This is a genomic window from Streptomyces sp. NPDC004788 (assembly GCF_053601115.1).
Genome location: NZ_JBSGBF010000042.1, coordinates 20,902 through 46,734 on the forward strand (window position 1 = coordinate 20,902; position 25,833 = coordinate 46,734).

General features: G+C 73.4%; 20 protein-coding genes. 6 read left to right on the forward strand and 14 right to left on the reverse strand.

The features are described from left to right. Positions 1 to 49 precede the first annotated feature (49 nt). The 5 genes from ACWEJX_RS19965 to ACWEJX_RS19985 all read right to left on the reverse strand — a co-directional run bounded on the left by ACWEJX_RS19965 (position 50) and on the right by ACWEJX_RS19985 (position 6,531). Complete coding sequence (locus tag ACWEJX_RS19965) at positions 50 to 2,023, reverse strand: glycoside hydrolase family 5 protein (RefSeq protein ID WP_451608755.1); 1,974 nt, start codon at positions 2,021 to 2,023, stop codon at positions 50 to 52. A gap of 56 nt (positions 2,024 to 2,079) precedes the next feature. Next, entirely contained in the window at positions 2,080 to 2,925 is an 846-nt protein-coding gene (locus ACWEJX_RS19970; RefSeq protein ID WP_451608756.1) for a carbohydrate ABC transporter permease, read from the reverse strand. A gap of 5 nt (positions 2,926 to 2,930) precedes the next feature. Beyond that, positions 2,931 to 3,938 carry a carbohydrate ABC transporter permease gene (locus ACWEJX_RS19975; protein ID WP_451608757.1) on the reverse strand — a complete coding sequence of 336 codons (1,008 nt, stop codon included), beginning with the start codon at positions 3,936 to 3,938 and terminating at the stop codon, positions 2,931 to 2,933. Next, the gene (locus tag ACWEJX_RS19980) at positions 3,938 to 5,209 is read right to left on the reverse strand and encodes an ABC transporter substrate-binding protein (protein WP_451608758.1); all 1,272 of its coding nucleotides are present in this window, start codon (positions 5,207 to 5,209) and stop codon (positions 3,938 to 3,940) included. The genes ACWEJX_RS19975 and ACWEJX_RS19980 overlap by 1 nt, the downstream gene beginning before the upstream one ends. Before the next feature lie 161 nt (positions 5,210 to 5,370). Beyond that, the gene (locus ACWEJX_RS19985) at positions 5,371 to 6,531 is read right to left on the reverse strand and encodes an ROK family protein (protein WP_451608759.1); all 1,161 of its coding nucleotides are present in this window, start codon (positions 6,529 to 6,531) and stop codon (positions 5,371 to 5,373) included. A 125-nt stretch (positions 6,532 to 6,656) separates the two neighbouring features. Here ACWEJX_RS19985 and ACWEJX_RS19990 point away from each other — a divergent pair, with 125 nt between their 5' ends. The 4 genes from ACWEJX_RS19990 to ACWEJX_RS20005 all read left to right on the forward strand — a co-directional run bounded on the left by ACWEJX_RS19990 (position 6,657) and on the right by ACWEJX_RS20005 (position 12,759). Continuing rightward, positions 6,657 to 8,771 carry an alpha-galactosidase gene (locus ACWEJX_RS19990; protein ID WP_451608760.1) on the forward strand — a complete coding sequence of 705 codons (2,115 nt, stop codon included), beginning with the start codon at positions 6,657 to 6,659 and terminating at the stop codon, positions 8,769 to 8,771. 193 nt (positions 8,772 to 8,964) lie between these two features. Further along, positions 8,965 to 10,266 (forward strand): esterase/lipase family protein, encoded by a 1,302-nt coding sequence (locus ACWEJX_RS19995; protein ID WP_451608761.1) that lies wholly within the window; start codon positions 8,965 to 8,967, stop codon positions 10,264 to 10,266. 13 nt (positions 10,267 to 10,279) lie between these two features. Beyond that, positions 10,280 to 11,305 (forward strand): alpha/beta fold hydrolase, encoded by a 1,026-nt coding sequence (locus ACWEJX_RS20000; protein ID WP_451608762.1) that lies wholly within the window; start codon positions 10,280 to 10,282, stop codon positions 11,303 to 11,305. Then, positions 11,302 to 12,759 carry a carboxylesterase/lipase family protein gene (locus ACWEJX_RS20005; protein ID WP_451608763.1) on the forward strand — a complete coding sequence of 486 codons (1,458 nt, stop codon included), beginning with the start codon at positions 11,302 to 11,304 and terminating at the stop codon, positions 12,757 to 12,759. Before ACWEJX_RS20000 ends, ACWEJX_RS20005 begins: the two co-directional genes overlap by 4 nt. A 26-nt stretch (positions 12,760 to 12,785) precedes the next feature. Here ACWEJX_RS20005 and ACWEJX_RS20010 read toward each other — a convergent pair whose 3' ends face one another. After that, on the reverse strand, positions 12,786 to 14,216 hold the full coding sequence (locus ACWEJX_RS20010) for a 3-hydroxybutyrate oligomer hydrolase family protein (RefSeq protein ID WP_451608764.1): 1,431 nt from the start codon (positions 14,214 to 14,216) through the stop codon (positions 12,786 to 12,788). 346 nt (positions 14,217 to 14,562) lie between these two features. Between ACWEJX_RS20010 and ACWEJX_RS20015 the strand changes: the two genes are divergently transcribed. Continuing rightward, positions 14,563 to 16,050, forward strand: coding sequence for an extracellular catalytic domain type 1 short-chain-length polyhydroxyalkanoate depolymerase (locus tag ACWEJX_RS20015; protein WP_451608765.1), 1,488 nt, complete (start codon positions 14,563 to 14,565; stop codon positions 16,048 to 16,050). Positions 16,051 to 16,093: 43 nt separating this feature from the next. On the opposite strand, the gene ACWEJX_RS20020 is transcribed toward ACWEJX_RS20015, so the two are convergent. The 5 genes from ACWEJX_RS20020 to ACWEJX_RS20040 all read right to left on the reverse strand — a co-directional run bounded on the left by ACWEJX_RS20020 (position 16,094) and on the right by ACWEJX_RS20040 (position 22,270). Further along, positions 16,094 to 17,032, reverse strand: coding sequence for a sigma-70 family RNA polymerase sigma factor (locus tag ACWEJX_RS20020; RefSeq protein WP_451608766.1), 939 nt, complete (start codon positions 17,030 to 17,032; stop codon positions 16,094 to 16,096). Between the two features lie 10 nt (positions 17,033 to 17,042). Then, positions 17,043 to 18,233 carry an NAD(P)/FAD-dependent oxidoreductase gene (locus ACWEJX_RS20025; protein WP_451608767.1) on the reverse strand — a complete coding sequence of 397 codons (1,191 nt, stop codon included), beginning with the start codon at positions 18,231 to 18,233 and terminating at the stop codon, positions 17,043 to 17,045. A gap of 90 nt (positions 18,234 to 18,323) precedes the next feature. Then, a complete protein-coding gene (locus ACWEJX_RS20030; protein WP_451608768.1) occupies positions 18,324 to 18,989 on the reverse strand; it encodes an MSMEG_1061 family FMN-dependent PPOX-type flavoprotein in 666 nt (221 codons plus the stop codon). Between the two features lie 108 nt (positions 18,990 to 19,097). Beyond that, positions 19,098 to 21,944, reverse strand: a complete 2,847-nt coding sequence (locus ACWEJX_RS20035) for a type 2 lanthipeptide synthetase LanM family protein (protein ID WP_451608769.1) — start codon at positions 21,942 to 21,944, stop codon at positions 19,098 to 19,100. A 122-nt stretch (positions 21,945 to 22,066) separates the two neighbouring features. Then, complete coding sequence (locus ACWEJX_RS20040; protein ID WP_451608770.1) at positions 22,067 to 22,270, reverse strand: DUF6229 family protein; 204 nt, start codon at positions 22,268 to 22,270, stop codon at positions 22,067 to 22,069. Positions 22,271 to 22,547: 277 nt separating this feature from the next. On the opposite strand from ACWEJX_RS20040, the gene ACWEJX_RS20045 reads away from it, so the two are divergent. Next, positions 22,548 to 24,095, forward strand: coding sequence for a long-chain-fatty-acid--CoA ligase (locus tag ACWEJX_RS20045; RefSeq protein WP_451608771.1), 1,548 nt, complete (start codon positions 22,548 to 22,550; stop codon positions 24,093 to 24,095). A 229-nt stretch (positions 24,096 to 24,324) separates the two neighbouring features. On the opposite strand, the gene ACWEJX_RS20050 is transcribed toward ACWEJX_RS20045, so the two are convergent. Genes ACWEJX_RS20050 through ACWEJX_RS20060 form a run of 3 tightly spaced genes read right to left on the reverse strand, consistent with a single transcriptional unit; the run spans position 24,325 to position 25,711 of the window. Beyond that, positions 24,325 to 24,672, reverse strand: coding sequence for a winged helix-turn-helix domain-containing protein (locus ACWEJX_RS20050; RefSeq protein ID WP_451608772.1), 348 nt, complete (start codon positions 24,670 to 24,672; stop codon positions 24,325 to 24,327). Next, positions 24,669 to 25,457: a hypothetical protein gene (locus tag ACWEJX_RS20055; RefSeq protein ID WP_451608773.1), complete on the reverse strand. Its 789-nt coding sequence runs from the start codon at positions 25,455 to 25,457 to the stop codon at positions 24,669 to 24,671. The genes ACWEJX_RS20050 and ACWEJX_RS20055 overlap by 4 nt, the downstream gene beginning before the upstream one ends. Continuing rightward, positions 25,454 to 25,711, reverse strand: coding sequence for a hypothetical protein (locus ACWEJX_RS20060; protein ID WP_451608774.1), 258 nt, complete (start codon positions 25,709 to 25,711; stop codon positions 25,454 to 25,456). The genes ACWEJX_RS20055 and ACWEJX_RS20060 overlap by 4 nt, the downstream gene beginning before the upstream one ends. Between the last annotated feature and the right edge of the window lie 122 nt (positions 25,712 to 25,833).

Here is a 25,833-nt window from a genome sequence, read left to right on the forward strand (position 1 = left end):
TGGGTGTCGGTGCGGGGTCCGGTCAGGGTGGGGGCGGTGCGGGGTTCGGTCAGGCGAGGGGGCGGCAGAGGAGGGCGTCGGGGGCGCCGCCGTGGCTCCACTGCCAGGTGTAGGCGACGCCGGCGAGGTACTCGTCGTCGGCGCACTGCCCCTTGTAGTAGCCGGGCGCCCAGTCGCTCTGGGCGGAGCCGCCGGTCGCGGGCCGGTTGTCGCCGTGGTCGAACCAGACGTTGCGGCCGGTGAGCGGCAGCGGGTGGTCGGCCGGCGCGCAGAGCAGGGCGGCCATGGCGTTGCCGTGGACGCTGTAGCCGACCGCGAAGGTGTTGTCGGGGCACTGGAGCTTGTTGTAGCCGCTCGCCCAGTCGCCGTGGGTGACGTAGCGCTCGTCGGTGACGGTCACCCAGCCGCCGGAGGACTTCGCGGGCTGGTGGGCGTCGGTGCACAGGCCGCGGTTGGAGCTGCGGGCCAGGGCCACCACGCGCTGGGTGTCGGGGCAGTTCCCCTTGCGGTTGCCGGTGCTCCAGTCGGCCTTGGCCCGCATGGTGGCGGAGACGTTCTGGTCGCCGAAGTCGAGGTCGAGCATGTTCCAGTGGTCGACCGGGGCGATGGTCCCGGTGCGCGAGGGGGCGTTCACCAGCTTGTTCCAGTCGGTGAGCCGCCAGTCACCGGGGTCGTCGACGCTCGTCCTGCGGCCGGTGGCGTCGTACGAGATCAGCGCCCAGTTGTCGTTCGGCGTGCCGTTGGCGTCGCTCCAGCCGACCAGCGGCCACTGGGCGAAGTCGGTGTCGTTCCGCACCAGGATGTCGGTGAAGTCGTGCCACCAGGCCTGCTCCTCGGCGTTGTCGGAGCCGCGTCCGCCGGCCCCGAACTCGCTTATCCACACGGGTGCGGTGAAGTGCTGTCCCGACCGGGTGACGAACAGCGCCTCGTCGTCGACGACCTGGGCGAGCTGCTCGGGAGTGAAGTCCTGGTAGCGCGGATCGCCGGTGGATCCCATGGTGCCGTCGGCGGCACCGGTGTTGGCCGGGCCGGTGTAGGCGTAGAAGTGTGCCGCGTAGACCAGCTTGCCGGAGGCGATGAGGGTGTTCGAGAGGGTGCGCACCGGGGTGAGCATCGGCCGGCCGTGGTCGAACAGGGCTGCGGGGATGCCGTACCAGTTGATGCCCTCCATGACGACGAGCATGTCGGGGTCGGCCTGGAGGATGCGGTTGCCCGCCTCCTCGAAGGCGGCGTACTCGTCGTGTCCGTCGCCCCAGCCCCAGTTGGGGTTGTCCCAGGTGTCGCGGCGGACCTCGTTGCGCAGGTCTGCGCCGACGACGCGCTTGTTGGCCTTGTAGCGGTTCACCAGGGACACCCAGTCGTCGATCCACTGGGCGGTGGACTGGCCGCTGTTCCACCGCTCGTTGCCGTCCAGGCCGCAGCAGAAGCGGTAACTGGTGGTGTGGTTGTTGAGGATGACGGCGAACCCGTCGGCCGTGAGAGCGTCGATGACGGCGTCGAGGACCTGGAGCGGGGTCTTGCCCTTGAGCTGCGGGTTGGCGGTGACGGCGGAGTCGGGCACGGGCGCGGTGTCGTGGACCAGCGCGTTGGCGAAGGGCAGCCGGACGCTGTTGACGCCGACGGCGTGGAAGTCGGCCATGATCTGCGCGATCGGCGTCCGGTCCAGGCCGAGCGGGATGTTGTCGGACTTCTGCCTCGCCTGGTGGTTGGCGACGTCGTTGACGTCGCCGCTGCCCTGCCAGGTGCCCTGTGCGCCGGCCCAGTTGCTGGCCTTCAGCTTGAACCGGTCGCCGTTCGCGTCGACGATGTAGCGGCCCCGGGTGGACAGCGGGCCGGTCCAGGACGCCGCGAGCTGCGGGCCGGTCAGGGTGCCGGCGGCGCCGGCCCCGGCGGCCGCCGAGTCGGCGGCGACGGCGACCGAGCCGGGAAGCGTGCCGAGGAGCAGGCCGGCCGTGGCCAGCGCCGTGGCCAGCGCCCGGACGACGGCTTTCGTGAGTCCGGGCATGCGACTGGCTGATCTCATGCTGGTCCTCCAAGAAGGGGGAGGTTACGGAGGAGGTACGGGGCCTCGCGGGCTGCTCAGCCCTTGAGGCCGCTGGTGGCGATGCCTTCGACGATGTACCGCTGTGCGACGAGGAACATGACCACCAGAGGGGCGATGGTCACCACGGCCCCGGCGAACAGGCCGGGAAGGTTGATGGTCTGGGAGGTGAGGAAGGTGGACAGCGCGATCTGGGCGGTCCAGGCGGACGGGTCCTGGCCGATCACCAGGGGCCAGAGGAAGGAGTTCCAGCTGTCGATGAAGGCGAGCGCGCCGAGCGAGGCGAGCATGGCGCCGGAGGAGGGCAGGGCGATCCGGCGGTACAGGCCGAGCCGGCCGAGGCCGTCGAGGCGTCCGGCCTCCTCGATCTCGCGGGGGAACTGAAGGTAGAAGTTCCGGAACAGCAGGACCGCGAAGGGGTTGAAGAGGCCGGGGGCGATGACGCCCCACAGCGTGTTGACGCCGCCCATGGAGCCGACCACGACGAACGTCGGCACGAAGGTCACCGAGCCGGGGATCATCAGCGTGGCGACCACCAGGCCGAGCACGACGCCGCGTCCCGGCACGGGGATCCGGGCCAGGGCGTATCCGGCGGCCGAGGCGAGCAGCGTCGACACGGGGGCGGTGACGGCTGCGACGAGCAGGGAGTTCCCGAGTGCCGCGCCCATGTGCAGGGCCGGGTCGGTGAAGAGCGCGGAGAAGTTCTCCCAGTGCGGCGTCGCCGGCCACCACGTCCAGTGCGGTGCCGTGAGGCTCTGCGCGTCCATCAGGGCATTGCGCAGCATCAGGTAGAACGGCGCCAGGAACAGCGCCGTCAGCAGGCCGGTCAACAGGCCGCGCGCGCCCGGGCGCAGGGTGCCCGGCAGGGTGCGGGGCGTCCTCATGCCGCTCACTCCTCGCCCCTGCCGAAGCCGGTGATCCTGCCCTGGAGCAGGGTCACGCCCACGATCAGCGCGGTGAGGACGAAGGCTCCGGCTGATCCGAGGCCGTAGTTCTGGGTGCCCATCGCGGTGTTGTAGAGGTGGACCAGCGGGGTCTGCACGGGGGCCGAACCCGAACCGCTCAGACCGCTGTTGAACAGGTTGTAGAACTCGTCGAACGCCTGGAAGGCGGCGATGAACAGCAGCATCAGGACCGCGACGGAGGTGTTGCGGAGCATCGGCAGGGTGATCCGCCACAGCAGCCGCCGGCCGGTGGCGCCGTCGAGCGCGGCGGCCTCGTGGATCTCCTTCGGGACGGCCTGCAGCCCGGCCAGGAAGAGGACCATGTAGAAGCCGACCTGGAGCCACAGCCGGAGCGTCACGAGGACCACCCAGTACAGCGGGGGCGAGGTGGTCTGGAGCCAGGGGACGGCGTCCATCCCGAACCAGCCGCCGATCATGTTGGCCACGCCCGCCGGAAGGCCGTTGAACAGGCACATCTTCCAGAGCAGCGAGGCCGCGACGTACGAGACGGCGGCGGGGATCAGGAAGGCGGTGCGCACCAGGGCCCGGCCGCGCCGGACGCGGTGCACCAGCAGGGCCAGGCCCAGCGAGGCGGCGAAGGTGACCGGGACGATGGCGAGCGTGAAGAGCACGATCTCGACGAGCGAGCGGCGGAAGGCCGCGTCGGAGAGCAGCTCCCGGTAGTTGTCGAGGCCGGCCCAGTGGCCGAGGCCGATGGTGCCGTGGGCGTCGCTCAGGCTGAGCAGGAGGCTCCAGCCGATGGCGACGTACTTGAAGACGCCGAGGCCAACCAGCATCGGCCCGGTGAGCAGGAGGAACGCTCCCCAGGCGCGGAGGTCGGCGCCGCGCCGGCGGTACGGGGCGGGGCCCCGCGTCGTGGCCGCGGGGCGCCCGGCACGCCCGCGGCGGTCGGGGCGCTCGGGGCGCGAGAGGGTGTCCGAGGTGGCGTTCATCAGGGCCGCTGCTTGTCCAGGGCGGTCTGGGCCTGCGCGGCCGCGTCCGCGAGCAGTCGGGCGGCATCGCCCTGGCCACCGACGATCTTCGTCGCGGCGGCGATGAACGGGGTGCTCACGGCGGTGTCCCAGGTGCCGGGGTTGCCCCGGCCGTACCTGGCGGCGATCCGCACGGTCTCCTTGGCCGCGCCCCCGGAGAGCTTGTCGGCGGTGGCGGCGACGGACTTGCGCGGGGGTATGTGGAAGCCGTAACTCTCCGACCAGTCCTTCTGCAGCTCGGTCTGCTCCACCCAGAGCCACTGGACGAACCTCTTCGCCGCGGCCACGTTCCGGCCCTTGGCGTTGACGCAGCTGGTCCAGCCGCCGACCCGCAGCGCGGGAGTGCCGCCCGGTGCGAACGCCGGCCAGGGCAGTACGCCGAAGTCGTCGCCGAGCGCGGTCTTGACGGCGGGCATCGACCACAGGCCGCCCCACTGCATCGGGACCACGTTCTGGACGAACGCGGCCGGGTCCCACCAGTCGGTGGTGAAGCCGAGCAGCAGGGACCCGTCGTCGTGCAGCCGCTTGAGGCCGGTCACCGCCGCCACGGCCTGCGGGGAGTCGAAGACGGCCTTGCCGTCGGTGACCAGTTCGCCGCCGTTGGACCACACCGCCACGATCGGGCTGTCGCCCACGCCGTCGTTGCCGAGGAAGAGGCCCTTGGTGTCCCCGGTGGTCAGGGCCCTGGCGGTGGAGACGAGGTCGTCGAAGGTGGCGGGCGGCGCGATCCCCGCCTTGGCGAGGACGCTCTTGCGGTAGTACAGCATCATGACGTCGTCGAGCGTCTTGACGCCGTAGAGCCTGCCGTCGACGGTCACCAGGTCCAGGTCGCCCTGGTTGAAGTCGGCCTTGGCGCTGCCGTACACCTCGTCGAGCGGGGCGATCTGCCCGCGCCGCGCGAGCGCCTCGCTGAAGTCGCCGATCTCGAAGACGTCGGGCGCCCCGTCGGTGAGCAGGGTGGCGTTGACCTTGCTGGTGTAGTCGCCGGGGACCCAGGTGACCTTGACCGCGATGTCGGGGTTGGCCTTGGTGAAGGCGGTGGCGTAGCGGGTGACGGCCTGCTGGGTGCCGGTCTCGCCGTAGGCGTGGAACCACACGTCGAGCGTGGTCTTCGCGTCGGCCGAACCGCCGCCGGTCGGGCTGGTGGTGCAGCCCACGGCCGCGCCGGCGACGAACAGGAGGGAGCCGCCGAGAAATCCGCGTCGGCTGAGCTGCGGTCCGTATGCGCGCATGTCGCATCCTCAGAGGGTGGGGTGTGAGGGCAGGGGTGAGTCCCGCCGGAGCGGTGCGGTGCGGTGCGGTGCGATCTACGGTGCTGGCTGTACTGGTGTGCGGGGTGTGCCGTGGTGCGGTGTGTACTGCGGTGCGGGGTGTGCGGTCGTAGCGGCTTCGGCTACGGGAAGAGCGCCTGGACGCCCAGGGCGGCGGCTCCTCTGGCCCACTCCTCCCAGGGCAGCGGACGGAGGGTCAGCGGGCACTTCGCGGCGGCCTTGAAGCAGTGGGCCGCGTAGGCCTCCTTGATGTGCGTCCCGAAGAGGTCGTACGTGTCGAGCCCTTCGCCGGTGACGACGACGCGCTCGGGGCCGAGCAGGTTGACCAGGACGGCGATGCCGGTGCCGATCGAGCGCCCGGCACGGGCGAACGCCTCGCGTGCGGCGGGGTCTCCGCCACGCGCGAGCCGCACGGCGCCGTCGAAGTCGAGGTCCGGGCGGCCGGCGGCCTCCCGCACCGCCGAGAGGATGGCGTCGCTGGAGGCGGCGGCCTCCACGCAGCCGGTCTGACCGCAGTGGCACCGCGGCCCGGCCGGGTCGATGCTGATGTGGCCCATCTCGCCGGCGACACCGTACGCACCGGCGATCAGCTGCCCGTTGACGACGAGTCCGGAGCCGATGCCCGCGCCGATGGTGACCAGCGCGAAGTACTCGGTGCCGATCCCCTCGCCGAACCAGTGCTCGGCGGCGGTGAGCGCCTTGACGTCGTTCTCCACCGTGACGGTCAGGCCGGTCGCCTTCGCCACCGTCTCGGCGAGCGGGACGTCGCGCCAGCCGGGCAGCACGGAGTAGCGCACCCGGCCGGCCGGGCGGTCCACGTCGCCGGAGACCGCGATCCCGAGGTGGCGGGTGCGTTCCCGGAAGGCGGGGTCCATGTCGAGGAGCGTCTCGACGAGTTCGCCGATCAGGGCGCACACCGCCGCCGGGCCGCGGTCGGCGCCCAGCGGGCGGTCGGCGGTGGCCCGCATCCCGGCCCGCAGGTCGCAGACCGCGCCGAACACGGCGTCGGCGCTGATCTTCACCCCGACGAAGAACTCCCGGTCCACCGTGACGGCCAGTGGGTTGACCGGCCGTCCGGCCCCCGGGGCGGTGCGCTCCGGGGGGAGTTCGTGCAGATACCCGTCCTCGATCAGCGGGCGCGCGGCCTTGGTGACCGCCGTCGCCGACAGGCCCGTGCGGCGGGCCAGTTCGACCCGGCTGAGCGGGCCCTCGGCCAACAGCAGGGCAAGCACCGACGTTTCGGCCGGTGCGGTGACGAGCGGCTGCGAGTGGTGGGGAAACACGGCGGCAACGTACCGGCAATTAAATAACTTCGTCCAGTATTGATTTCCGATCCCGCCCGGCCCTACTCTCGGGCCGCTTCCCGACGACCGCCCTTCCGCCCGCCGCGTCTCCAGGGATCTCCGCCGTGACCTCTTCCGTCTCCTTCGATCCCGCTCTCGGGCTCGGCGTCCTGCGCACCCCGAACAGCGTCTACGCACTCCGTGTCGGCGCGGACGGGAGCCCCCGCCATCTGCACTGGGGGCCCGCGCTCGACGACGCCGTCCTGGCGGCCCTGCCCGCCCCCGTCTCCCCCGCGGCCAGCAGCTTCGAGGACGAGGCGGCCGCCGACGAACTCGCCCCGCAGACCGGCGCGCGCTTCGGACCGGCCGGCCTCCAGGTGCGGTTCGCCGACGGCACCCGCGGCGCCCAGTGGCACTTCACCGGCCACCGCGTCGAGGGCGGCGAACTGCGGCTGCGCCTCACCGACCGCCACTACCCGCTGGCCGCGGAGCTCTGCTACCGGCTGCGCCCGGGCAGCGACGTCATCGAGCGGTGGACGGAGCTCACCCACACCGCCGAGCCGGGCGGCGACGCCGGGCCGGTCACCGTGGACCGCCTCGACTCGGCGTCCTGGACCCTCCCCCCGCTCCCCGACTACCGGCTCAGCCATCTCGTCGGCGGCTGGAACAGCGAGTTCCAGCTGCACCGCGACCGCCTCCCCGTCGCCGAGACCGTCCTCACCAGCCGCCGCGGTCTGACCGGCCACCACGCGAGCCCCTGGCTCGCCCTCGACGACGGCACCACCACCGAGGAGCACGGCCGGGTGTGGAGCACCGCCCTGGCCTGGAGCGGCAGTTGGCGCGTCACCGTGCTCCGCTCCCCGGTCGGTCGCACCACCTGGACCGGCGGCTTCGGCCACGAGGGCCTCAGCTGGACACTGAACCCGGGCGAGACCCTGCACACCCCGGTCTTCGCCGGGCTCCACAGCCCGCACGGCTTCGGCGGGGCCGCCCGCGCCTGGCACGAGCACGTCCGCTCCCACGTCCTGCCGGAGCCCGGCCGGCCGCGGCCCGTGGTCTACAACTCCTGGGAGGCCACCGGCTTCGGCGTCGACGAGGCCGGCCAGTTCCGCCTCGCCGGACTCGCCGCCCGGCTGGGCGTCGAGCTCTTCGTCCTGGACGACGGCTGGTTCGGCGCGCGCACCGGCGACCACGCCGGCCTGGGCGACTGGACGCCCCGGCGCGACGCCTTCCCGAACGGTCTGCGGCCCCTCGCCGACGAGGTCCACCGCCTCGGCATGGCCTTCGGCCTGTGGGTCGAACCGGAGATGGTCAACCGCGACAGCGACCTCTTCCGCGCCCACCCCGACTGGGTGCTCCACGCGCCGACCCGCGACGCCACCGAGCTGCGCAACCAGCTGGTCCTGAACCTCGCCCGGCCGGAGGTCGAGGCGTGGGCGCACCGGACCCTGGACCGGCTGGTCACGGAGAACGGCGTGGACTGGCTCAAGTGGGACGCCAACCGCCCGTTCACCGAGGCCGGCCGGCCCGGCCATCCGGATCCCGACCGGCTGTGGATCGACCACACCCGGGCCGTGCACCGCGTCATGGACCGGCTGCGCGCCGACCACCCGGGCCTCCGCATCGAGGCCTGCGCCGGCGGCGGCGGCCGGGTCGACCTCGCCGTCCTCGCCCGCACCGACCAGGCCTGGGCCTCGGACAACACCGACCCGGTCGACCGGCTCGGCATCCAGTACGGCTTCGGCCGGTTCCTGCCGGCGCAGGCCATGGCCGCCTGGGTCACCGACAGCCCCAACGCCGCCACCGGCCGGGCCACTCCGCTGCGCTTCCGGTTCCACGTCGCGATGGCCGGCGCGCTCGGCCTCGGCGGCGACCTCACCCGCTGGACGGAGGAGGAACTGGACGAGGCGGCCGCCCTGGTGGCCCGCTACAAGGAGATCCGGCCCCTCGTGCAGCACGGCCGCGCCTACCGTCTGACCGGGCCCGGCGGCGTCACCGCCGTCCACTACGCCGCGCCCGACGGCTCCGCGCACGCCCTGCTCGCCTGGCGTCCCACCACCCGCTTCGGCCACGGGGCGGCCCCGCTGCGCCTGCCCGCCCTGGACGCCGGGGCCCGCTACCGCGACCTGGACACGGGCCAGGAGCACAGCGGCGCCGCCCTCCGGCAGTACGGCATCGACCTGCGCCTGCCCGCCGGCGACTACGCGAGCCGGCTGGTCCGGCTCGCCCGCCTCGACTGACGCACCCGTTGACGCACCTGCCGCGCACCGGTTCCTCTCGCCATGTGCGCAGACCTCTTTGTGTGGTCCGCCCACATGCCCCGGCGCCTGCCCGTCCCCCTAGCGTGTGCGCACGCGGTGCCGGAACGGACCACCACGCGACCACGCGACCACGCAGACGCGCCACGGGCGCACGAGCGGGAGAGGCCGGGACATGACCGACAGACGGAGTCCGGGGCGCCGGTGGCGGCTGTGTGCCGCCCGGGTCATGGCGGTGGCGGGTGCCCTCGCGGCGTCCCTCCTCGGCCCGCCCGCGGTGGCCGCCGCCGCCGCGCCGCCCGCGTACCTCACCCTTGAGGCGAGCTACGGGGCCGGCACCGTCACCAACGGCTGGGAGTCCGTCGAGCGCTACCTCGACACGACCACCGGATTCCGCACCGAGGGTTTTCCGCCGGACGGCCGCGGCGACCAGGACGGCAAGCGCGTCACGTACTTCGGCGGGGTGTCCCGGCCCTCCTCGGGCCGCTTCCTGCTCTACTCGGCCCCCGGCTGGAACACCGGCAGCCGCACCACGCCCGTCCTCCTCGTGCACGGGGCCAACGACACGGCGGACCGCGCCTGGGCCAACCCCGGCGAGTCGGGCGGCTACGGCTGCGGCGCCGCCACCTGCCCGTCCACCGGCCTGATGCAGTACCTGTCCGCGCGCGGTCACCGCGTCTTCGCCGTCGGCTTCGCCCACAAGCAGGGCGACAACCTCATGCAGGCGCAGATCGTCGGTGACGCCATCGCCGTCATCAAGGCGAAGCTGGGCGTGGCCAAGGTGGACCTGGTCGGCTGGAGCAAGGGCGAGATGTCCACCCGCGCGTACGTGTCGTCGGTCCGGCCGAGCTGGGGACGGGCGTACGCCGGAGACGTACGGAGGCTGATCACCCTCGGCGGTCCGAACGGCGGCTACGACTACCCGTACGCCCACGGCTGGGCCCACGACTTCTCCATCTGGCCCGAGTGCGGAGGCAAGGTCAACGCCCCCTCCCCGCACTCCCACATGACCTGCTACGGCCTCTACACCGCGCACCCGGAGTTCTCGATGACGCCCTCCGGCGGTCAGGACAACTACCCCGGGCAGCGTCAGATGCTGGCCCGCTGGGACGGCGTGTACGGAGTCGACGGCGCCGCCCAGGACTGGTACACGACGTACTACGGCGGCCAGGGCTTCTACACCGCCGGCGGCGGCATCCAGGCCGCCATCGACGCCGGATCGCTCATCGGCACCCTGCACGGCGCCGGGGTGCCCGCCTCCGTCACCACCTACCTGCTGGCCGGCGGTTCCGCCGACATCGTCGGCATCTTCAACGAGAACCGCGGCCCCAGCGACGGTGTCGTCTTCATCTCCAGCGCGCTCGACACCACCGGCATCCCCACCGTCGGCGGCACGGCCACCGTCGCGTCCGCCAACCACCTCGAACTGGGCTGGAACGGCACGGCCGCCGCCCAGGTCGCCACCTGGCTCTCCTGAAGGACCTGAGGACATGACCACGCTCCGCACCCGCCGCGTCGCCACCGCCCGGCTGACCCAGCAGATCACCGAGGTCAGGGACGAGGGCGAGCCCGTCGTCCTCGTTCACGGCAACGTCTCCTCCTCGGTGTTCTGGCACACCACGATGACCGCGCTGCCGGACCGCTACCGTCCCGTCGCCGTCGACCTGCGCGGCTTCGGCGGCACCGACCCGCTGCCCGTCGACGCCACGCGGGGCCTGCGGGACTACGCCGACGACCTCGCCGCGCTGCTCGCGGCCCTCGGCATCGACCGGGCGCACCTGGTCGGCTGGTCCATGGGCGGTGGCGTGGTCATGCAGTACCTGCGCGACCGTCCGGCCGCCGTGCGCTCCCTGACCCTGGTCAACCCGGTCTCCCCCTACGGCTTCGGCGGCACGCACGGAGTGGACGGGATCCTCAACTCCGCGGACGGTGCCGGATCGGGCGGGGGCACGGCCAACCCGGACTTCGTGCGGCTGCTCGCCGAGGGCGACCGCGGCGAGGAGTCCCCGCTGTCGCCGCGCTCCGTCCTGGCGGCCGTCTACGTCAAGCCGCCGTGGCGTCCCGAGGACGAGGACGCGTACGTCGAGTCCATGCTCACCACGCGCACCGGCGACGACCACTATCCGGGCGACAGCACGGCGTCCGCCGCCTGGCCCGGCATCGCGCCCGGTACCCGTGGCGTGCTCAACTGCATGGCCCCGACGCGCTTCCGCGTCGACGACCTGCACCTGGTCGAGCCCAAGCCGCCGGTGCTGTGGATACGCGGCGAGGACGACGTCGTCGTCTCGGACACCTCGATGTTCGACCTGGCGCACCTGGGCGCGATCGGCGCCGTGCCGGGCTGGGACGGCACTCCGGCGCAGCCGATGGTGGCGCAGACCCGTCACGTCCTGGACCGTTACGCCGCGGCGGGCGGCACGGTACGGGAGGTCGCGACGGCCGGCGCCGGGCACGCCGTGCACCTCGAACGCCCCGAGGAGTTCTGCAAGGCGCTCCTGGAGGTGCTGTCCGCATGACGGTGTGCGCCACGCGGCAGGGCCCCGTCCGCGGCCGTACCTCCCGCGACGGGGTGACGTCCTTCCTCGGCGTCCCGTACGCCGCCGCGCCCTTCGGCCCGCGGCGGTTCCGGGAGCCGGCCCCGCCGGAGCCCTGGACGGGGACGCGCGACGCCACGGCGTACGGCCCGACGGCGCCGCACGCTCCCTACGCCCCGCCCTTCGACGTCCTCATCCCGGAGAACGACATTCCGGGAGAGGACTGTCTGAACCTCAACATCTGGACACCGGCGCCGGAGCCGGGCGCCCGCCTGCCCGTGATGGTGTGGCTGCACGGCGGGGCGTTCACCAACGGCTCGGGCTCGGCGTCCGCGTACGACGGAGGCGCCTTCGCCCGGGACGGCGTCGTCTGCGTCACGCTCAACTACCGCCTGGGCGCGGACGGGTTCCTGCGCCTGCCCGGCCGCCCCGACAACCGGGGCCTGCTCGACCAGATCGCCGCGCTCCGCTGGGTCCGGGACAACATCGCCGGCTTCGGCGGCGACCCGGACCTGGTGACGGTCTTCGGCGAGTCGGCGGGCGCCATGAGCATCGGCGCGCTGCTGACCACGGAGGCGGCCCGGGGCCTGTTCCGGCGGGCGATCCTGCAGAGCGGGGCCTGCCACCACTTCCTGCGCCCGAAGTCCGCCGAGCTGATAGCGGCCCGGCTCGCGGAGAAGCTGGGCATCGAGCCGACCCCGGACGCCTTCGCCGCCGTACCCCTGCCGGTCCTCCTGCCGGTCCAAGCGGAACTGCGCGCCGAGGTCAACGCCCGCCCCGACCCGGCACGTTGGGGCGAGGCGGCGCTCAACATGATGCCCTTCGAGCCGATCGGCCCGGGGCTCGCCCTTCCGGGGCCGGAGTGCGGCGTCGACCTCCTGATCGGCAGCAACCGGGAGGAGTACCGCCTCTTCCTGGTGCCGACCGGGCGCCTGGACGTCCTGCCCGAGTCGAAACTCCGCGCCGTCACCGCTGCCTACGGCCTCGACCCGGCCGAAGCCCTTCCCGTCTACCGGGCCGGCCGCCCGGACGCCACGCCGGGCGAACTCCTCGACGCGGTGGCGACCGACTGGTTCTACCGCGTCCCCGCCGTCCGCCTCGCCGAGTCCGTCCCGGGCTCCTACCTGTACGAGTTCGCCTGGCGCTCCCCCCGCTTCGACGGAGCCCTCGGCGCCTGTCACGCCCTGGAACTGCCCTTCGTCTTCGACCGCCTCCAGGATCCGTCGTACGCGCCGATGCTCGGCGCCCACCCGCCGCAGGCCCTGGCGGACGCCGTGCACGGGGCGTGGGTCTCCTTCGCGAGGACCGGCAGCCCCGGCTGGCGGGCGTACGACCGGACGACCCGGACGACGATGACCTTCGGCGCCGCTCCCGGGACCGGCCCGGTCAGTGACCCGCGGGCGCGGGAGCGGCTGCTCTGGGAGGGCGTGCGCTGAGGACCGGCGGGGCGGGGTCCGGCCGGCTAGCGCAGTGAGCAGCTGTTCGCGAGGGCGACCGGATCCGTCTCGGCGGGCCGGGCGACGGTGCCGGAGGCGGGCGGCTGCTGCCCGGTCGCGAGCCAGCGTTCGAGGGCCGTGAACGCCGCCCGGTGGCACGGCGTGAGCGGACGCAGCCGGCCCGGGAAGGCGTCGGTCAGGGAGTCGGTGTGGGTGCCGCCCTCGATCCGGTAGTAGCGGTGCAGCGAGCCGCGGCCGGCCTCGCGCACCATGCGGGCGTAGACGTCGGAGTCCTGGCTGATCGGCAGCAGGGCGTCCAGGGTGCCGTGCAGGGTGAGCAGCGGCTTGCCGATCCGCCCGGTCAGCCCGATCCTCGCCACGGCCTGCCGGACCTCGTCGGGCCGGCCCGCGTAGTCGTAGTCCGTGTCACAGGCCGGCGTGCCCGTCGCGCAGTACGGCGTGCCCGCCTCGGCCGGCCCGTCGAAGTCCGGGTCGAACTCCTCGCGGTAGATGCGCTGGGTCAGGTCCCAGTAGACCTTGTGGTGGTACGGCCAGAGGAACTCCGACCCGGCCGGGAAGCCGGCCGCGTACATCTGCTGCCGCGCCTCCTCGGCGCCCGCGCCGCCCGCCGCGTACCCGGGGTAGGCGCGCAGGGCCTTCGGCAGGAAGTCCAGCAGGGTGGGGCCGTCGGCGCGCCACAGCGTGCCCTCCCAGTCGACTCCCCCGTCGTAGAGCTCGGGGTGGTTCTCCAGCTGCCAGCGCACCAGGTAGCCGGCGTTGGACAGGCCGGTGACCAGGGTGCGCGCCGGCGGGCGGTGGTAGCGCTGGGCGACCGTGGCCCGGGCGGCGTGGGTGAGCTGGGTGACCCGTTCGTTCCATTCGGCGACGGCGTCGCCGGGCGCCGTGCCGTCCCGGTAGAAGGCGAGGCCGGTGTTGCCCTTGTCGGTGGCGGCGTAGGCGTAGCCGCGGGAGAGCACCCAGTCGGCGATGGCCCGGTCGTTGGCGTACTGCTCGCGGTTGCCGGGGGTGCCGGCGACGACCAGGCCGCCGTTCCAGCGGTCGGGCAGCCGGATGACGAACTGGGCGTCGTGGTTCCAGCCGTGGTCGGTGTTGGTGGTGGAGGTGTCGGGGAAGTAGCCGTCGAGCTGGATGCCGGGCACCCCGCTGGGCACGGCGAGGTCCTTCGGCGTCAGCCCGGCCCAGTCGGCCGGGTCGGTGTGGCCCGAGGCGACGGTGCCGACCGTGGTCAACTCGGCGAGACAGTCGGCCTGTTGGTGCTCGGCTCCCGGGACCCGCAGCAGGCCCTGGTGGGCACAGTGGCCACCGGGCGGCGCCGAGCCGGCCGGGTCCGCCTGGTCCGCCGTTGCGGGCACGGGGGTGAGCGTGAGCGCGGCCAGGGCGAGGGCCGCCGTGCCGGCTCGTCGTCGCGGACGTGGTGGGGAACGGAAGAGACGCATGCGCATGCCTCCGGGATCGCGGATCGCCAACGGGGATGCGCGGGACGCTATGACGTCGCCGCGTCTCGATACATGGGTCGGCACCCCACCGTCCGCTGACCGCTCATGTCCCGTCACACCATCACCCCGACGGGCACGGGTGGTGTGCCGCCCGGCGGGCCTCGGCCATACCGGGCCGATCGGGCCCCGGGCCATGGACGCCCGTCACACAGGGCTTTCGGCAAGCCTGGCTGTCCCGCCCATGTCCACGCCGGCGAACGCGCCCCGATGATGCACGCCACACCGGCCACCAGTCCTCATCGGGGCCCCGGCACAGGACGAGTCGAGACATCTGGAGGCAGTCGCCATGGGACAGTCGCACTCCCCGTTCCGCTTCACGAAGAGCCGTCGTCTCGTCCGAGGCGTCCGCCGCTGGGTCACCGCGGCCGCGGGAGCCCTGGCCCTGACCGGCGGCCTCGTCGCCGGCGGCCCGCAGGCGTCCGCGGCGGGCCTGACCCAGGTCACCGCGTTCGGCAGCAATCCCGGAAACCTCTCCATGTACACCTACGCGCCGGACGCGCTGCCGGCCGGCGCCCCGCTCGTGGTCGCCCTGCACGGCTGCACCCAGAGCGCGGGCGACTACTACGCGCACTCCGGCTGGCCGGCCTTCGCCGACCGCTACGGCTTCGCGCTGGTCTTCCCGCAGACGAGCAGCGCCAACAACGCCAACTCCTGCTTCAACTGGTACGAGCCGGGCGACAGCGCGCGCGGCCAGGGCGAGGCGCTGTCGATCAGGCAGATGGTCGACAAGGCCGTCGCGCAGTACGGCAGCGACAGCCGGCGGGTGTACGTCACCGGGCTGTCCGCCGGAGCGGGCATGACCGCGAACCTGCTCGCCGCCTACCCGGACGTCTTCGCGGGCGGCGCGATCGACTCCGGGCTGCCGGCCTTCTGCGCGAACAGCCTGTCCACGGCGTACACCTGCATGTACAGCCCGCCGGACAGGAGCCCCGCGCAGTGGGGCGCCCTGGTGCGCTCCGCCGCTCCCGCCGGCACCACCTCGTGGCCCCGCGTCGCGATCTGGCAGGGCACCGCCGACACGACGGTGCAGCCCGCCAACGCCACCGAGCTGCGGGACCAGTGGACCGACGTGTGGGGCATCGGCCAGACGCCCACCCGCACCGAGAGCCTCGGCGGGGGCACCACGCTGAGCGTCTACGACGACACCGCCGGCCGGCCCGCCGTCGAGGTGTACTCCGTCGCCGGCATGGCGCACGGGCTCGCGGTCGACCCGGGCAGCGGCCCGGAGCAGTGCGGCAGCACCGGCACGTACTACCTGGACACGATCTGTTCCAGCTATCACACCGCGCGCTTCTGGGGGCTCGACGGCGAGGGCCAGGACCCCGGCACCGGTTCCCTGCCCGCGCCGACGGGGCTGACGGTCACCGGGACCACCGACACCACGGTCTCCCTGACGTGGAACGCGGTCGCCGGCGCGAGCTCGTACGCCGTCCACCGAGACGGTACGCGGGTGGCCACCACCACGTCGACCGCGGCGACCGACACCGGGCTGGCCACCGGCACGGCGTACGGCTACACGGTGACGGCCCTGGACGCGTCGGGGACGGCGGGGACGGTCTCCGCGGCGGTGACCGCGACCACGACGGGCTTCACGCCCACCTGCCACACCGCGAGCAACTACGACCACACGGTGGCCGGTCGCGCCTACCAGAGCGGCGGCTCCACCTACGCCACCGGCTCGCGGCAGCCCATGGGCCTGTGGAACACCTTCACCACGCACACGCTCAAGCAGACCGCGCCGGGCTACTACGTCGTCGCGGACGCGGGCTGCTAGGGCGCGGGCCGCTGGACCGCCCCTCCCCCGCGGCGGTCCGTGGTCACCAGGCGTCGATGGCGGGCGCGTCCGGTTCGTGGAGCGGCCAGGCCGCGTTCAGGCGCGCGATCCGGTCCGCGGCGGCGATGCCGCGCAGGGACGCGATCCTGCCGTCGCTGACCTCGAACACCACGGCGCCGACGACCTGGTCGTCGAGGACGGCGACGACCGCCGGGGAGCCGTTGGCGAACACGACGTGCAGCGCGGGCGTGCCGCCGGCCAGCCGCCGCTTCGCCGGCGTGGGCTTGAAGCCGGCCCGTACGAAGGAGGCGACCCGCTCGCGCGTCGTGTACCGCAGCAGCCGCCTGGCCAGTCCGGCGCCGTCCGAGACCGCCGTCACGTCGTCGGTGAGCAGGGCCACCAGCCGTTCGGTGCGCCCCGATACGGCGGCGGCGAGGAACTCCTCGACGATCCGGCGGGCGGACGCGGGGTCCACCTCGTCGCCGCGGCGGCGTTCGGCGGCGATGCGGTGCCGGGCGCGGTGGACGTGCTGCTGGCTCGCGGACTCGGAGATGTCGAGGATCCCGGCGATCTCGGCGTGGGGGTAGGCGAACGCCTCGCGCAGGACGTAGGCGGCCCGCTCGACGGGCGAGAGGCGTTCCATGAGGGTCAGCACGGCCAGGGACACCGACTCGCGCTGCTCGAAGGTGTCGGCGGGGCCGAGCATCGGGTCGCCCTCCAGGAGCGGCTCGGGCAGCCAGTCCCCGGCGGCGCGCTCGTGGCGCGCCTGTGCCGAGCGGAGCCGGTCGAGGCAGAGGTTGGTGACGACCTTGGTCAGCCACGCCTCCGGCACCTCGACACGGTCCCGGTCCGCGGCCTGCCAGCGCAGGAAGGCGTCCTGCACGGCGTCCTCGGCGTCGGCCGCCGAGCCGAGCAGACGGTACGCGAGCGAGGCCAGCCGGCTGCGGCTGGCCTCGAACCGGTCGATGGCTGCGATGTCCATGCGGAGCAGCCTATGCGGTGGCCCGCACGCTGTTCCGGGCCTGCGCGGCCGACAGGCGGTGCCTGCGCTTCGGCAGGCCGAAGGTCGGGTGGGCGATGCTCAGCCCGGCCCCCTTGAGTACGCCCGCCTTCAGCACGGCGGCGGTCCGGCCGCCCACGTACCAGGACTTCGCCCGGACGTCCTCGTCCACCATCTGGAAGATCGCGTCCCGGCGCCCGAGGCTGATGTGGTTGCCGTAGTACTTCAGATCGGTGGTCGGGACCTCGCCGCCCGTCAGGCGCGCGATGATCGCGGCGGTCGCCTGCATGGTGGTGAAGCCGGCCGAGGCACAGGACATCGGCAGCGGCCTGCCGTTGTCGCCGATCGCGTAGGCGCTGTCACCGGCGGCGTAGACGTCCGGGTGCGAGACCGAGCGCATGGTGCGGTCGACGACGATCTGGCCGGTCTGGGCGACCTCCAGGCCGCTCGCGGCCGCGATGGGGTGCACGGCGAACCCGGCCGCCCACACGGTCACGTCGGCCGGGATCGCCCTGCCGTCGGCGGCGAGCGCCCGCGCCGGCTCGACGGCCTCGATGCCGGTGTGCTCGTGGACGGTGATGCCGAGCCGGTCGAAGGTCCGGCGCAGGTGACGGCGGGCCTTCGGGGAGAGCCAGGCGCCGAGCTCGCCACGGGCGGCGAGCGCGACCGAGAGGTCGGGCCGCGACTCGGCGAACTCGGTGGCGGTCTCGATGCCGGTCAGCCCCTCGCCGACGACCAGCACGGTGCCGCCGGCGCCGAGGCCGGCCAGCCGATCGCGCAGCCGCAGCGCCGAGGACAGGCCGGTCACGTCGAAGGCGTGCTCGGCCACGCCGGGGACGCCGTGGTGGTCCACGGAGCTGCCGAGCGCGTAGAGGAGCGTGTCGTACGCGATGCCGTCGGCGCCGTCCTCGCTGGTCAGGGCGACGGTGCCGCGCTCCGGGTCGACGCCGGTGACGCGCGCCAGGCGCAGCCGCACCCCGGTGCCCGCGAACACGTCGGCGAGCTTGCGGGACGCGCGGTCCTGGCCGATCGCGAGCTGGTGGAGCCGCATCCGCTCGACGAAGTCGGGCGCGGCGTTGACGACGGTGATCTCCGTGTCGTCGGGAGAGAGCCGGCGGGCCAGGTTGCCGGCCGCGAAGGCCCCGGCGTATCCGGCGCCCAGGACGACGATGCGGTGCTTCATGGCGTTGCTCCTGTCTCGTTCGCGTGCCCCTTGAACGGGACGGCGGGCCGATTGCTGACAGGAGCCGGGTGTGACGCGCGTCACCCCGCGTCACTCGTACCGGTGCAGCAGCGATTCGCGCTCGTACTCGCGGACCTGCTCCATCGTGAGGCCGGGAATGTCCAGGTGGGCGAGGGTGATGGCGGCGGAGCTGGGCACGGTGTCGGCGGGCAGCCATTCGCCGGGCTTCCAGGCGTTGCCGCGCAGGAACGCCTTCGGGCAGTGCTGGTAGACGTCCTCCGCCTCGACCACGATCGCGCTGCGCGGCGGCTTGCCGACCGCGGTGAGCTGGTCGAGCAGGCGGGGATCGGTGGAGACGCAGGCGCGGCCGTTCACCCGCAGCGTGGACGCCTGCCCGGGGACCAGGAAGATGAGGCCGGCCCGGCCCGTCTCCACGATGTTGTGCAGGGTGTCGAGGCGCCGGTTGCCGGTGGCGTCGGGGATGGCCAGGGTGAACTCGTCCAGGACGGAGACGAAGCCGGCCGGACCGCCCCGCGGGGTCACGTCGCAGCTTCCGTCCGCGCCGGCGCTGGCGACGAACAGCAGCGAGGAGCGGGCGATGAAGGCGCGGGCGACGTCGTGGAGGCGGTCGACCGCCTTGCGCATCGCCATGTCGGTGGGCTGCTCGTAGATCTCGCGCAGCCCGGCCGTGTCCCGTACGGCCGTGGAGTGCAGGGCTTCGAATATGCGGCCGGCCGGCCGCGGCTTGATCGTCACGTACCGGCAATCTATCCGATCGTCGATCTTGTGGGAACGCCCCCGGAGCGCCGCCGCCCCGCGGCGGCGGCGTCCACCGCGTCTGACCGACAGGCCGAGCACCGCGCGTCAGGGGGTCTCCGGTTCCTCGGGGTGCGCCAGCAGGAGTGGTGAGGTCAGCCGGGCGTCGGGGTGCATCCGGAGCAGCTGGTGCACCACCCCGGACAGCCCGGGGAGCAGCCCCGGTGCGAACGCCTCCTTGGCGAGGCCGCCGACCGGACCGCGCTGCTCGATGCCGGTGATCAGCTCGGCGTCGGCCTGTGCGGCGGAGGGGCCGTCGTATCCCTTCAGGCCGCGCAGGCGGTGGAGGAGCTCCCACAGGCCGAGGTCGCCGTGGCAGAGGGTGTGGCTCCAGCCGAACCCCTCGCGCAGGCCGGCCGGTCCCGAGCGGAGCGCGGTGTCCAGGTGCCGGGGATCGCCCGTGCGGCCGTGGAGGTCGACGGCGGCGAGGCCGATGCCCGTGCTGCCGTGACACCACGCGGTGGGATGGTCGACGTCTCCCCCGATCCGCGCGTCGGCCCAGGCGCGTACCTCCGGCACGTACAGCGACTCCTCGAAGTCGTGGGCCAGGGCGCCGAGTTCGAACCAGCGGCGCCGGTCGGCCGGGCTCCCGGCGGCGGAGAGGGCGAGCCGGGTGAGCGCCCACCCGGCGCCGCTCGCGCCGTGGGCGAATCCGCCGATGCCCTCGGGGAACATCACGGTGGACCAGCGTGCTCCGCGGTCGTCGACGACCGCGGTTCGTTCGAGGTGCCGGCCGGCCTCCGCGGCGGCGCCCAGCCACCGGTCCTCGCCGGTGAGTCCGGCGAGGTCGAGCAGCGGGACGACCGCGCCGGCCACGCCGCCGAGCACGTCGAGCGCGCGGTCCTCGGCGATGAGCTCGGGGGTCAGCAGCGCGGCTCTGGCACGGGCGCGGTCGAGGAGGCCGGGCGTGCCGAGGAGGCGGTGCAGCGCGCCCCAGGTCCACACCTGCGAGGCGATGCCGGTGAACCCGCCGAGCTGGCGGGTCGGCACGGTGTCCTCGGTGGCGGCCAGCACCTCGACGGTGCCGGTCAGCAGGGGCTCGACACCGTCCACGGGATCGGCTCGCCCGGCGCGCTGCTCGCGCAGGTACTCCGCGAGGGCGACGGCGACGCCGCCCTGCCCGGTGTAGAGGTCCGCGCCCAGCGGGCGTATCGCCCAGCCGTAGTCCGTGAGCACCGGACTGATCCAGGTCGCGGTGGCGTCGGCGCCGCGCACGGCCGCCGCGCAGACCGTCCGTACGGCCTCGGCCGCGAGCGTACGGCGGCGCCGGTCCAGGTCCTCGGCGTGCGGTGCGAGGGCGGGTGTGCGTACCCGGTCGGGAAGGCGGCGTTCGTTCAGATAGGCGCCGACCAGGGCGCTGCGGATGGTGTCGCGCTCACGGGTGAGGTCCGCCTGCCGCCACCCCGTCAGGAAGGCGTCGAGCCGCCGTCCGTCCACCTGTTCGCCGAACGCGGGGATGTCCCCGACCAGGAGGTCCGCGATCTCCTGGTCGATCACCGCCGGTTCGAGGGGGGCGCCCGGGGCGGCGAGGGCGTTGCGGTGGAGGATGTCGCGGGCCCGGGCCAGGGCGGCGTCGGGATCGTGCAGCGAGGCCGGGTGCCAGAGCATCCGGCCGATGTCCGTGTACGTCTGGGTGGGGCGCCGGATCCTGCGGACCCGGCAGCCGTCGAACAGCCGCAGCAGCTCGTCGAGCCGGCCGCCCGCGTCGAGCTTCGCCAGGGCGCCGGTGAGGCCGTCGAAGCCGGCGAGCACCTGGTCCCAGTGGCGGATCAGCACCGGCTCGGGGCTGGGGTGGTTGCGGGCCGGCGGCAGGTCCACCGTGCCGACCTCCATCCGGGCGGTGTCCCGTCCGCCGTCCACGATGAGCGGGACGCGGATCTGCGGCTGCTGTCCCGGCAGTCCGCCGGCGGCCGAGAGGTCCACGCCGGCGAGGGCGTAGCCGTCGGTGCGGAGCGGGAGGATGCCGGTGCGCAGCACGGTGGTGCGGATCGTCCGGGCCGCCCGGTCCACGGCGTCACCGCGCCCGCTCGGCGCCACTTCGACGTCGGGTGTGAACAGGGCCTCGGCGTCGACCACGGCGGGCACCGGGCCGTGGGCCACCAGGTTCTCGGCGTGCAGGTCGGTCCCGCCGAGGAGTCGCATCACGGCCAGCCATCCGCCCAGGGCGCGGTAGAAGCGGGCGAGTTCGGCCTCGTCGGAGCAGTAGCGGTGGCCGAGGTGCTCGGCCCAGCCGTAGCCGTCCCGGATCACCACGCGCGGCACGCCCAGGTCCGCGGCGCCGGGGACGGCGGCGACGAAGGAGCGCAGTGCGGCGTCCACCTCGACCGGCCTTGGCTTGTACATCACACAGGCGGTCTCGAAGACCAGCAGGGCGACCGCCCGGCCGCCGTGGTGGGTGTCCCCGCGGGCGAGCTCCAGGGCGCGCAGCGGGCCGGGATCGCCGCCGAGCAGGCCCGCGACGGCCCGCCGGTCCGCGGCGAACCGCGCACCGAGCTCCATGGCGCCCTCGATCAGCAGGCGTCCGGACGCGAAGGCGCGTCGGCGCAGCGCCGGGTAGCGCCGGTGCAGGGTCTCGGCGAACCCGGGGTCGGAGGCGTGCCGGAGGAAGGCGTCCCAGCGCGCGGACGGGTCCGCGCCGGGCAGGTCGCCGGCGAGCGCGGCGGCCCGCAGTTCGAGCAGGAGCACCCGGTTGAGCCGGAGCTGGAGGGTACGGCGGAGGGCCTCGTGCGTCGCCCCGCGCAGGACCTCCCGCTCCTCGGCGGCGAGGCCGGCCGGCCCCGGCCGGGCGTCGAGCTCCGCGAACAGGGGGGCCGCGAAGGCGTCCACCGGCCCGGCGAACCATCCTTCGGGCGGCGGTCCGCCGACCGCTCCGGCCGCTGCCACCGGTTCCACCATGCTGAGTCCTCTCCTGACGGCTGGGGCGGTCTTCGCGCACCGGGCCCGACCGGCCGGGTGCGGGCCGGGGAGCCCCTCAAGGGGCTCCCCGGGTGGTGCGTCCGGTGCCGTACGGCGGCTCGTCAGCAGCAGTAGCTGTGCAGCGAGCCCGTACAGCTGCTGCAGCCGGTGAGCAGCGCCTCGGTGCCGTCGGTCAGCGCGGCCTCGCCGGCCGCACCACCCACGTAGAGCGGGCCGGCCGGGTTGTCGGCGCCGAGCGCCGACTCGGCGCCCTGGAGCCAGGCGGTGACGATCTCGTCCGCGCGGGTGGGGGAGATGACGGGCATGCGGTACCTCCTACGATTCGCCGGAAGTGCACGGGGCTACAGAATCCACCGGAGGAAGCCCGTCCGGGACCGGCGAGAACCGGCCAATCGTCGAACGGGGGTCAGGTGCCGATTTCGAGGCCCGGTGGCGGGTGCGGCCCGCCATGCCGCGCGCCCCTGTTCCCCTCGGCGGCGGGGCGCATCGCGCCCACCCGCTGGCCGTGATCGCGTACGACGACGAAGATGACGCCGTGCACATAGCCAACGAGTCCGCACTCCACACCCCGGGAAGCCGCCCATGCTGAACCTGTCGGTCCTGCTCGAGGACTCCGCCCGTACGTACCCGGACCGCGACGCGGTCGTTCTCGGCTCGACCCGGCTGACCTACGCGCAGGTCGACGCCGCCGCGAACCAGGTCGCGAACCTGCTCGTCGAGCGTGGCGTCGGCCCCGGCGACAAGGTGGCGCTCAGCTGTCCGAATCTGCCGTACTTCCCGATCGTCTACTACGGCATCCTGAAGGCGGGCGCGGTCGTCGTGCCGCTCAACGTGCTGCTCAAGAGCCGCGAGATCGCCTACCACCTCCAGGACGCCGGCGTGACGGCGTACTTCTGCTTCGAGGGCACCGCCGATCTCCCGATGGGCGCGGCGGGATTCGCCGCGTTCCAGGAGGTCGGGTCGGTCCGGCACTTCTTCCTGATGACCGCGGACCCGGCCGCGCCGAGCCCGGTCGAGGGCGCCGAGACGATGGGCGCCGCGCTCGCCGACCGGAGCCCGGTGTTCGACCCGGTCGTCACCCGGGCCGACGACACGGCGATCATCCTCTACACCTCGGGCACCACCGGGCAGGCCAAGGGCGCCGAGCTGTCGCACGCGAACACGATGATGAACGTGATGGCCTGCAACCGCATGTTCGAGAGCAGGCCGGCCACCGACAGCCATGTGCTCTGCCTCCCGCTGTTCCACACCTTCGGCGCGACCGTGCAGATGCACGCCGGGTTCTCGATGGCCGCCACGCTCCACCTGGTGCCGCGGTTCGACGCGGAGCAGGTCGTGCGGCTGATGGACACCGAGAGGATCACCTTCTTCGCCGGCGTCCCCACCATGTGGTGGGCCCTGCTGTCCGCGCTCACCGACGACGTCGACGTGGAACGGATCGCTGGCAACCTGCGGATCGGCGTCTCCGGCGGCGCGGCCCTGCCGGTCGAGATCATCCACCAGGTCAAGGACCGGCTGCGCGTGCAGATCCTGGAGGGGTACGGGCTCTCCGAGACGAGCCCGGTGGTCACCTTCAGCGACCCCCACCGGGAGCCGCGGCCCGGCTCCATCGGCGTCCCGATCTGGGGCGTCCAGGTGAAACTGATCCACGACGACTGGTCCGAGGTGACCGGCGCGGGCGAGGTCGGCGAGATCGCCGTCAAGGGTCACAACGTCATGAAGGGCTACTGCAACCGCCCCGAGGCCACCGCCGAGGTGATCAAGGACGGCTGGTTCCGCACCGGCGACCTGGCCCGCAGGGACGAGGACGGCTTCTACTACGTGGTCGACCGCTCCAAGGACATGATCATCCGTGGCGGCTTCAACGTGTACCCGCGCGAGGTCGAGGAGGTGCTGATGACGCACCCCGCGATCAGCCTGGCGGCGGTCGTCGGCATCCCCCACGAGAGCCACGGCGAGGAGGTCAAGGCGTTCGTCATCCTGAAGCCTGGCGCGGAGACGACCCCCGCCGAGCTGGTCGCGTGGGGCAGGGAGCAGATGGCCGGCCACAAGTACCCGCGCGTGGTGGAGATCGTCACGGCTCTCCCGATGACCGCCACCGGCAAGATCCTCAAGCGCGAACTCACCTGACCGGCGAGGCGACTTGAGCCGTACGGGCCGGCGACGGTCACCCTCCGGGGTCCGAGAACGTCTCCGACGACGTCACGGGATGAACCTCACCTCGGAGTAGGCCGCGCTCGGGCCGTCGAGGCCGAGCCCGGCGCGGAGGCGCGGGTCGGCGAGGAGGGCGAGCGCGGTGGCGGTGCCGCGAGCACGCGGCGCCGGCCGGGTGACGGTTTCGAGGTGTCCGATGCGATGGTCACGAGTCCTCCCGGGCTTGCTCGGACGGGCCTTGTTCGATCTGCTGGATGAGGCGCTTGAGCTGGGTGACCTCGTCCTTGAGGGCGCGGTCACCGGAGGGGGTGAGAGAGAGCCAGGTGCGGGCGCGCCTGCCCTCGTAGCCCTTTTCGATCTCGATCAGTCCGGCCTTCTCCAGGACGGACAGGTGCTGGCTGAGGTTTCCGGCGGTGAGGCCGAGGGCCGTGCGCAGGAAGCCGAACTCGACGCGGCGGGCCTGGTGGGCGACCGTGAGGATGCCGAGGCGGACGCGCTGGTGGACGACGTCGTCCAGGCCGGTGACGGGGTGCGGGTCGGGCTGATCGGTCATGCCGCGGTACGCGCGTCGGTGTGTCGCTCGGTACGACGCCGGGTCCGCTCGGCCAGGCCGAAACCGAGGGCGCCGAGCAGGAGGAGCGCGCCGGGTACGGCGAAGCGGGGCAGGGACGACCACGGCGAGGTGGCGTCGATGCCCGCCCAGCCGGTGCCGAGCGGCACCAGTTCGACGGCCAGGTACGCCGCGGTGAGCAGCAGCAGCGCGCGGCTGCGTTCCACCCAGGACAGCACGAGCAGCGGCAGCCCGACGGCCGTGGCGTTCCCCGTGAGCCGTTCGAGGAACTGTGTGGCCCCCGAGGCGGGGTCGAGGTGCAGGCCCCAGAAGTCGAGCCGTTCGCCCGGCTGCGGGATCCCGTGGCGGGTGGCCCAGAAGGCGGTGGCGGCCACGAGCCCCAGGAGGGCGATTCCGGTGAGGACGTAGGGCCGGACCGGGGTGCCGACGCCGCGGTTGCGGGAGCGGCGGATGTAGAAGAGCGCCGTCGCACCGTAGGCGAGGGCGATCCCGATCGGCCAGTAGAGCGGCGACCCCTGCCTGATCAGGGTGCATGCGGCGGCTGCGGCGGCCTGGCCGCCCGGTCCCGCCGGACCGTTCTGGCAGGGAACGATCTCGATCTGGAAGGTGAGGCGGCTGACCAGGATGCCGCTGAGCGTGAGCGCGCCGAGCAGCAACAGGGGGAACCAGGCGCCGCGCTGGGCGGCGCGCACCCGGCGGGTCAAGTCGCCGAGTCCGGCGAGGACTTCATGAGGGGTACCCGACGAGGGCACCGAGGCGTCTGTCATGCAGTCAGCTTTGCATCACAAACCAGTTGAGGCAAGAGACGAGTCGCTCGCGCGAGCCTCGCGCTCAGCAGCTTCTTGTCGGGCTTGCCGGCCTCGGTGAGCGGGATGCGGTCCATGGTGGGGACGACATGGGGCGCGTACATCGCCCCCTTGTGCTCCGTGACGTACTCCCGGATCACGCCGCGCTCCACGCCGTGCCCCGGCGTGGCGACGATCGCGGCGTGGACCTCCTCCGTCCCGTCCGCGCGGCGCACGCCGAACACCGCGCACCGCTCGACGGCCGGACGGCCGGACGGCCGAGGAGGAGCTCCTCCAGCTCCGCCGGGTGGACGTGACCGCCGACCACGATGCCCATGTCTCCGACGCGGTCGACGGC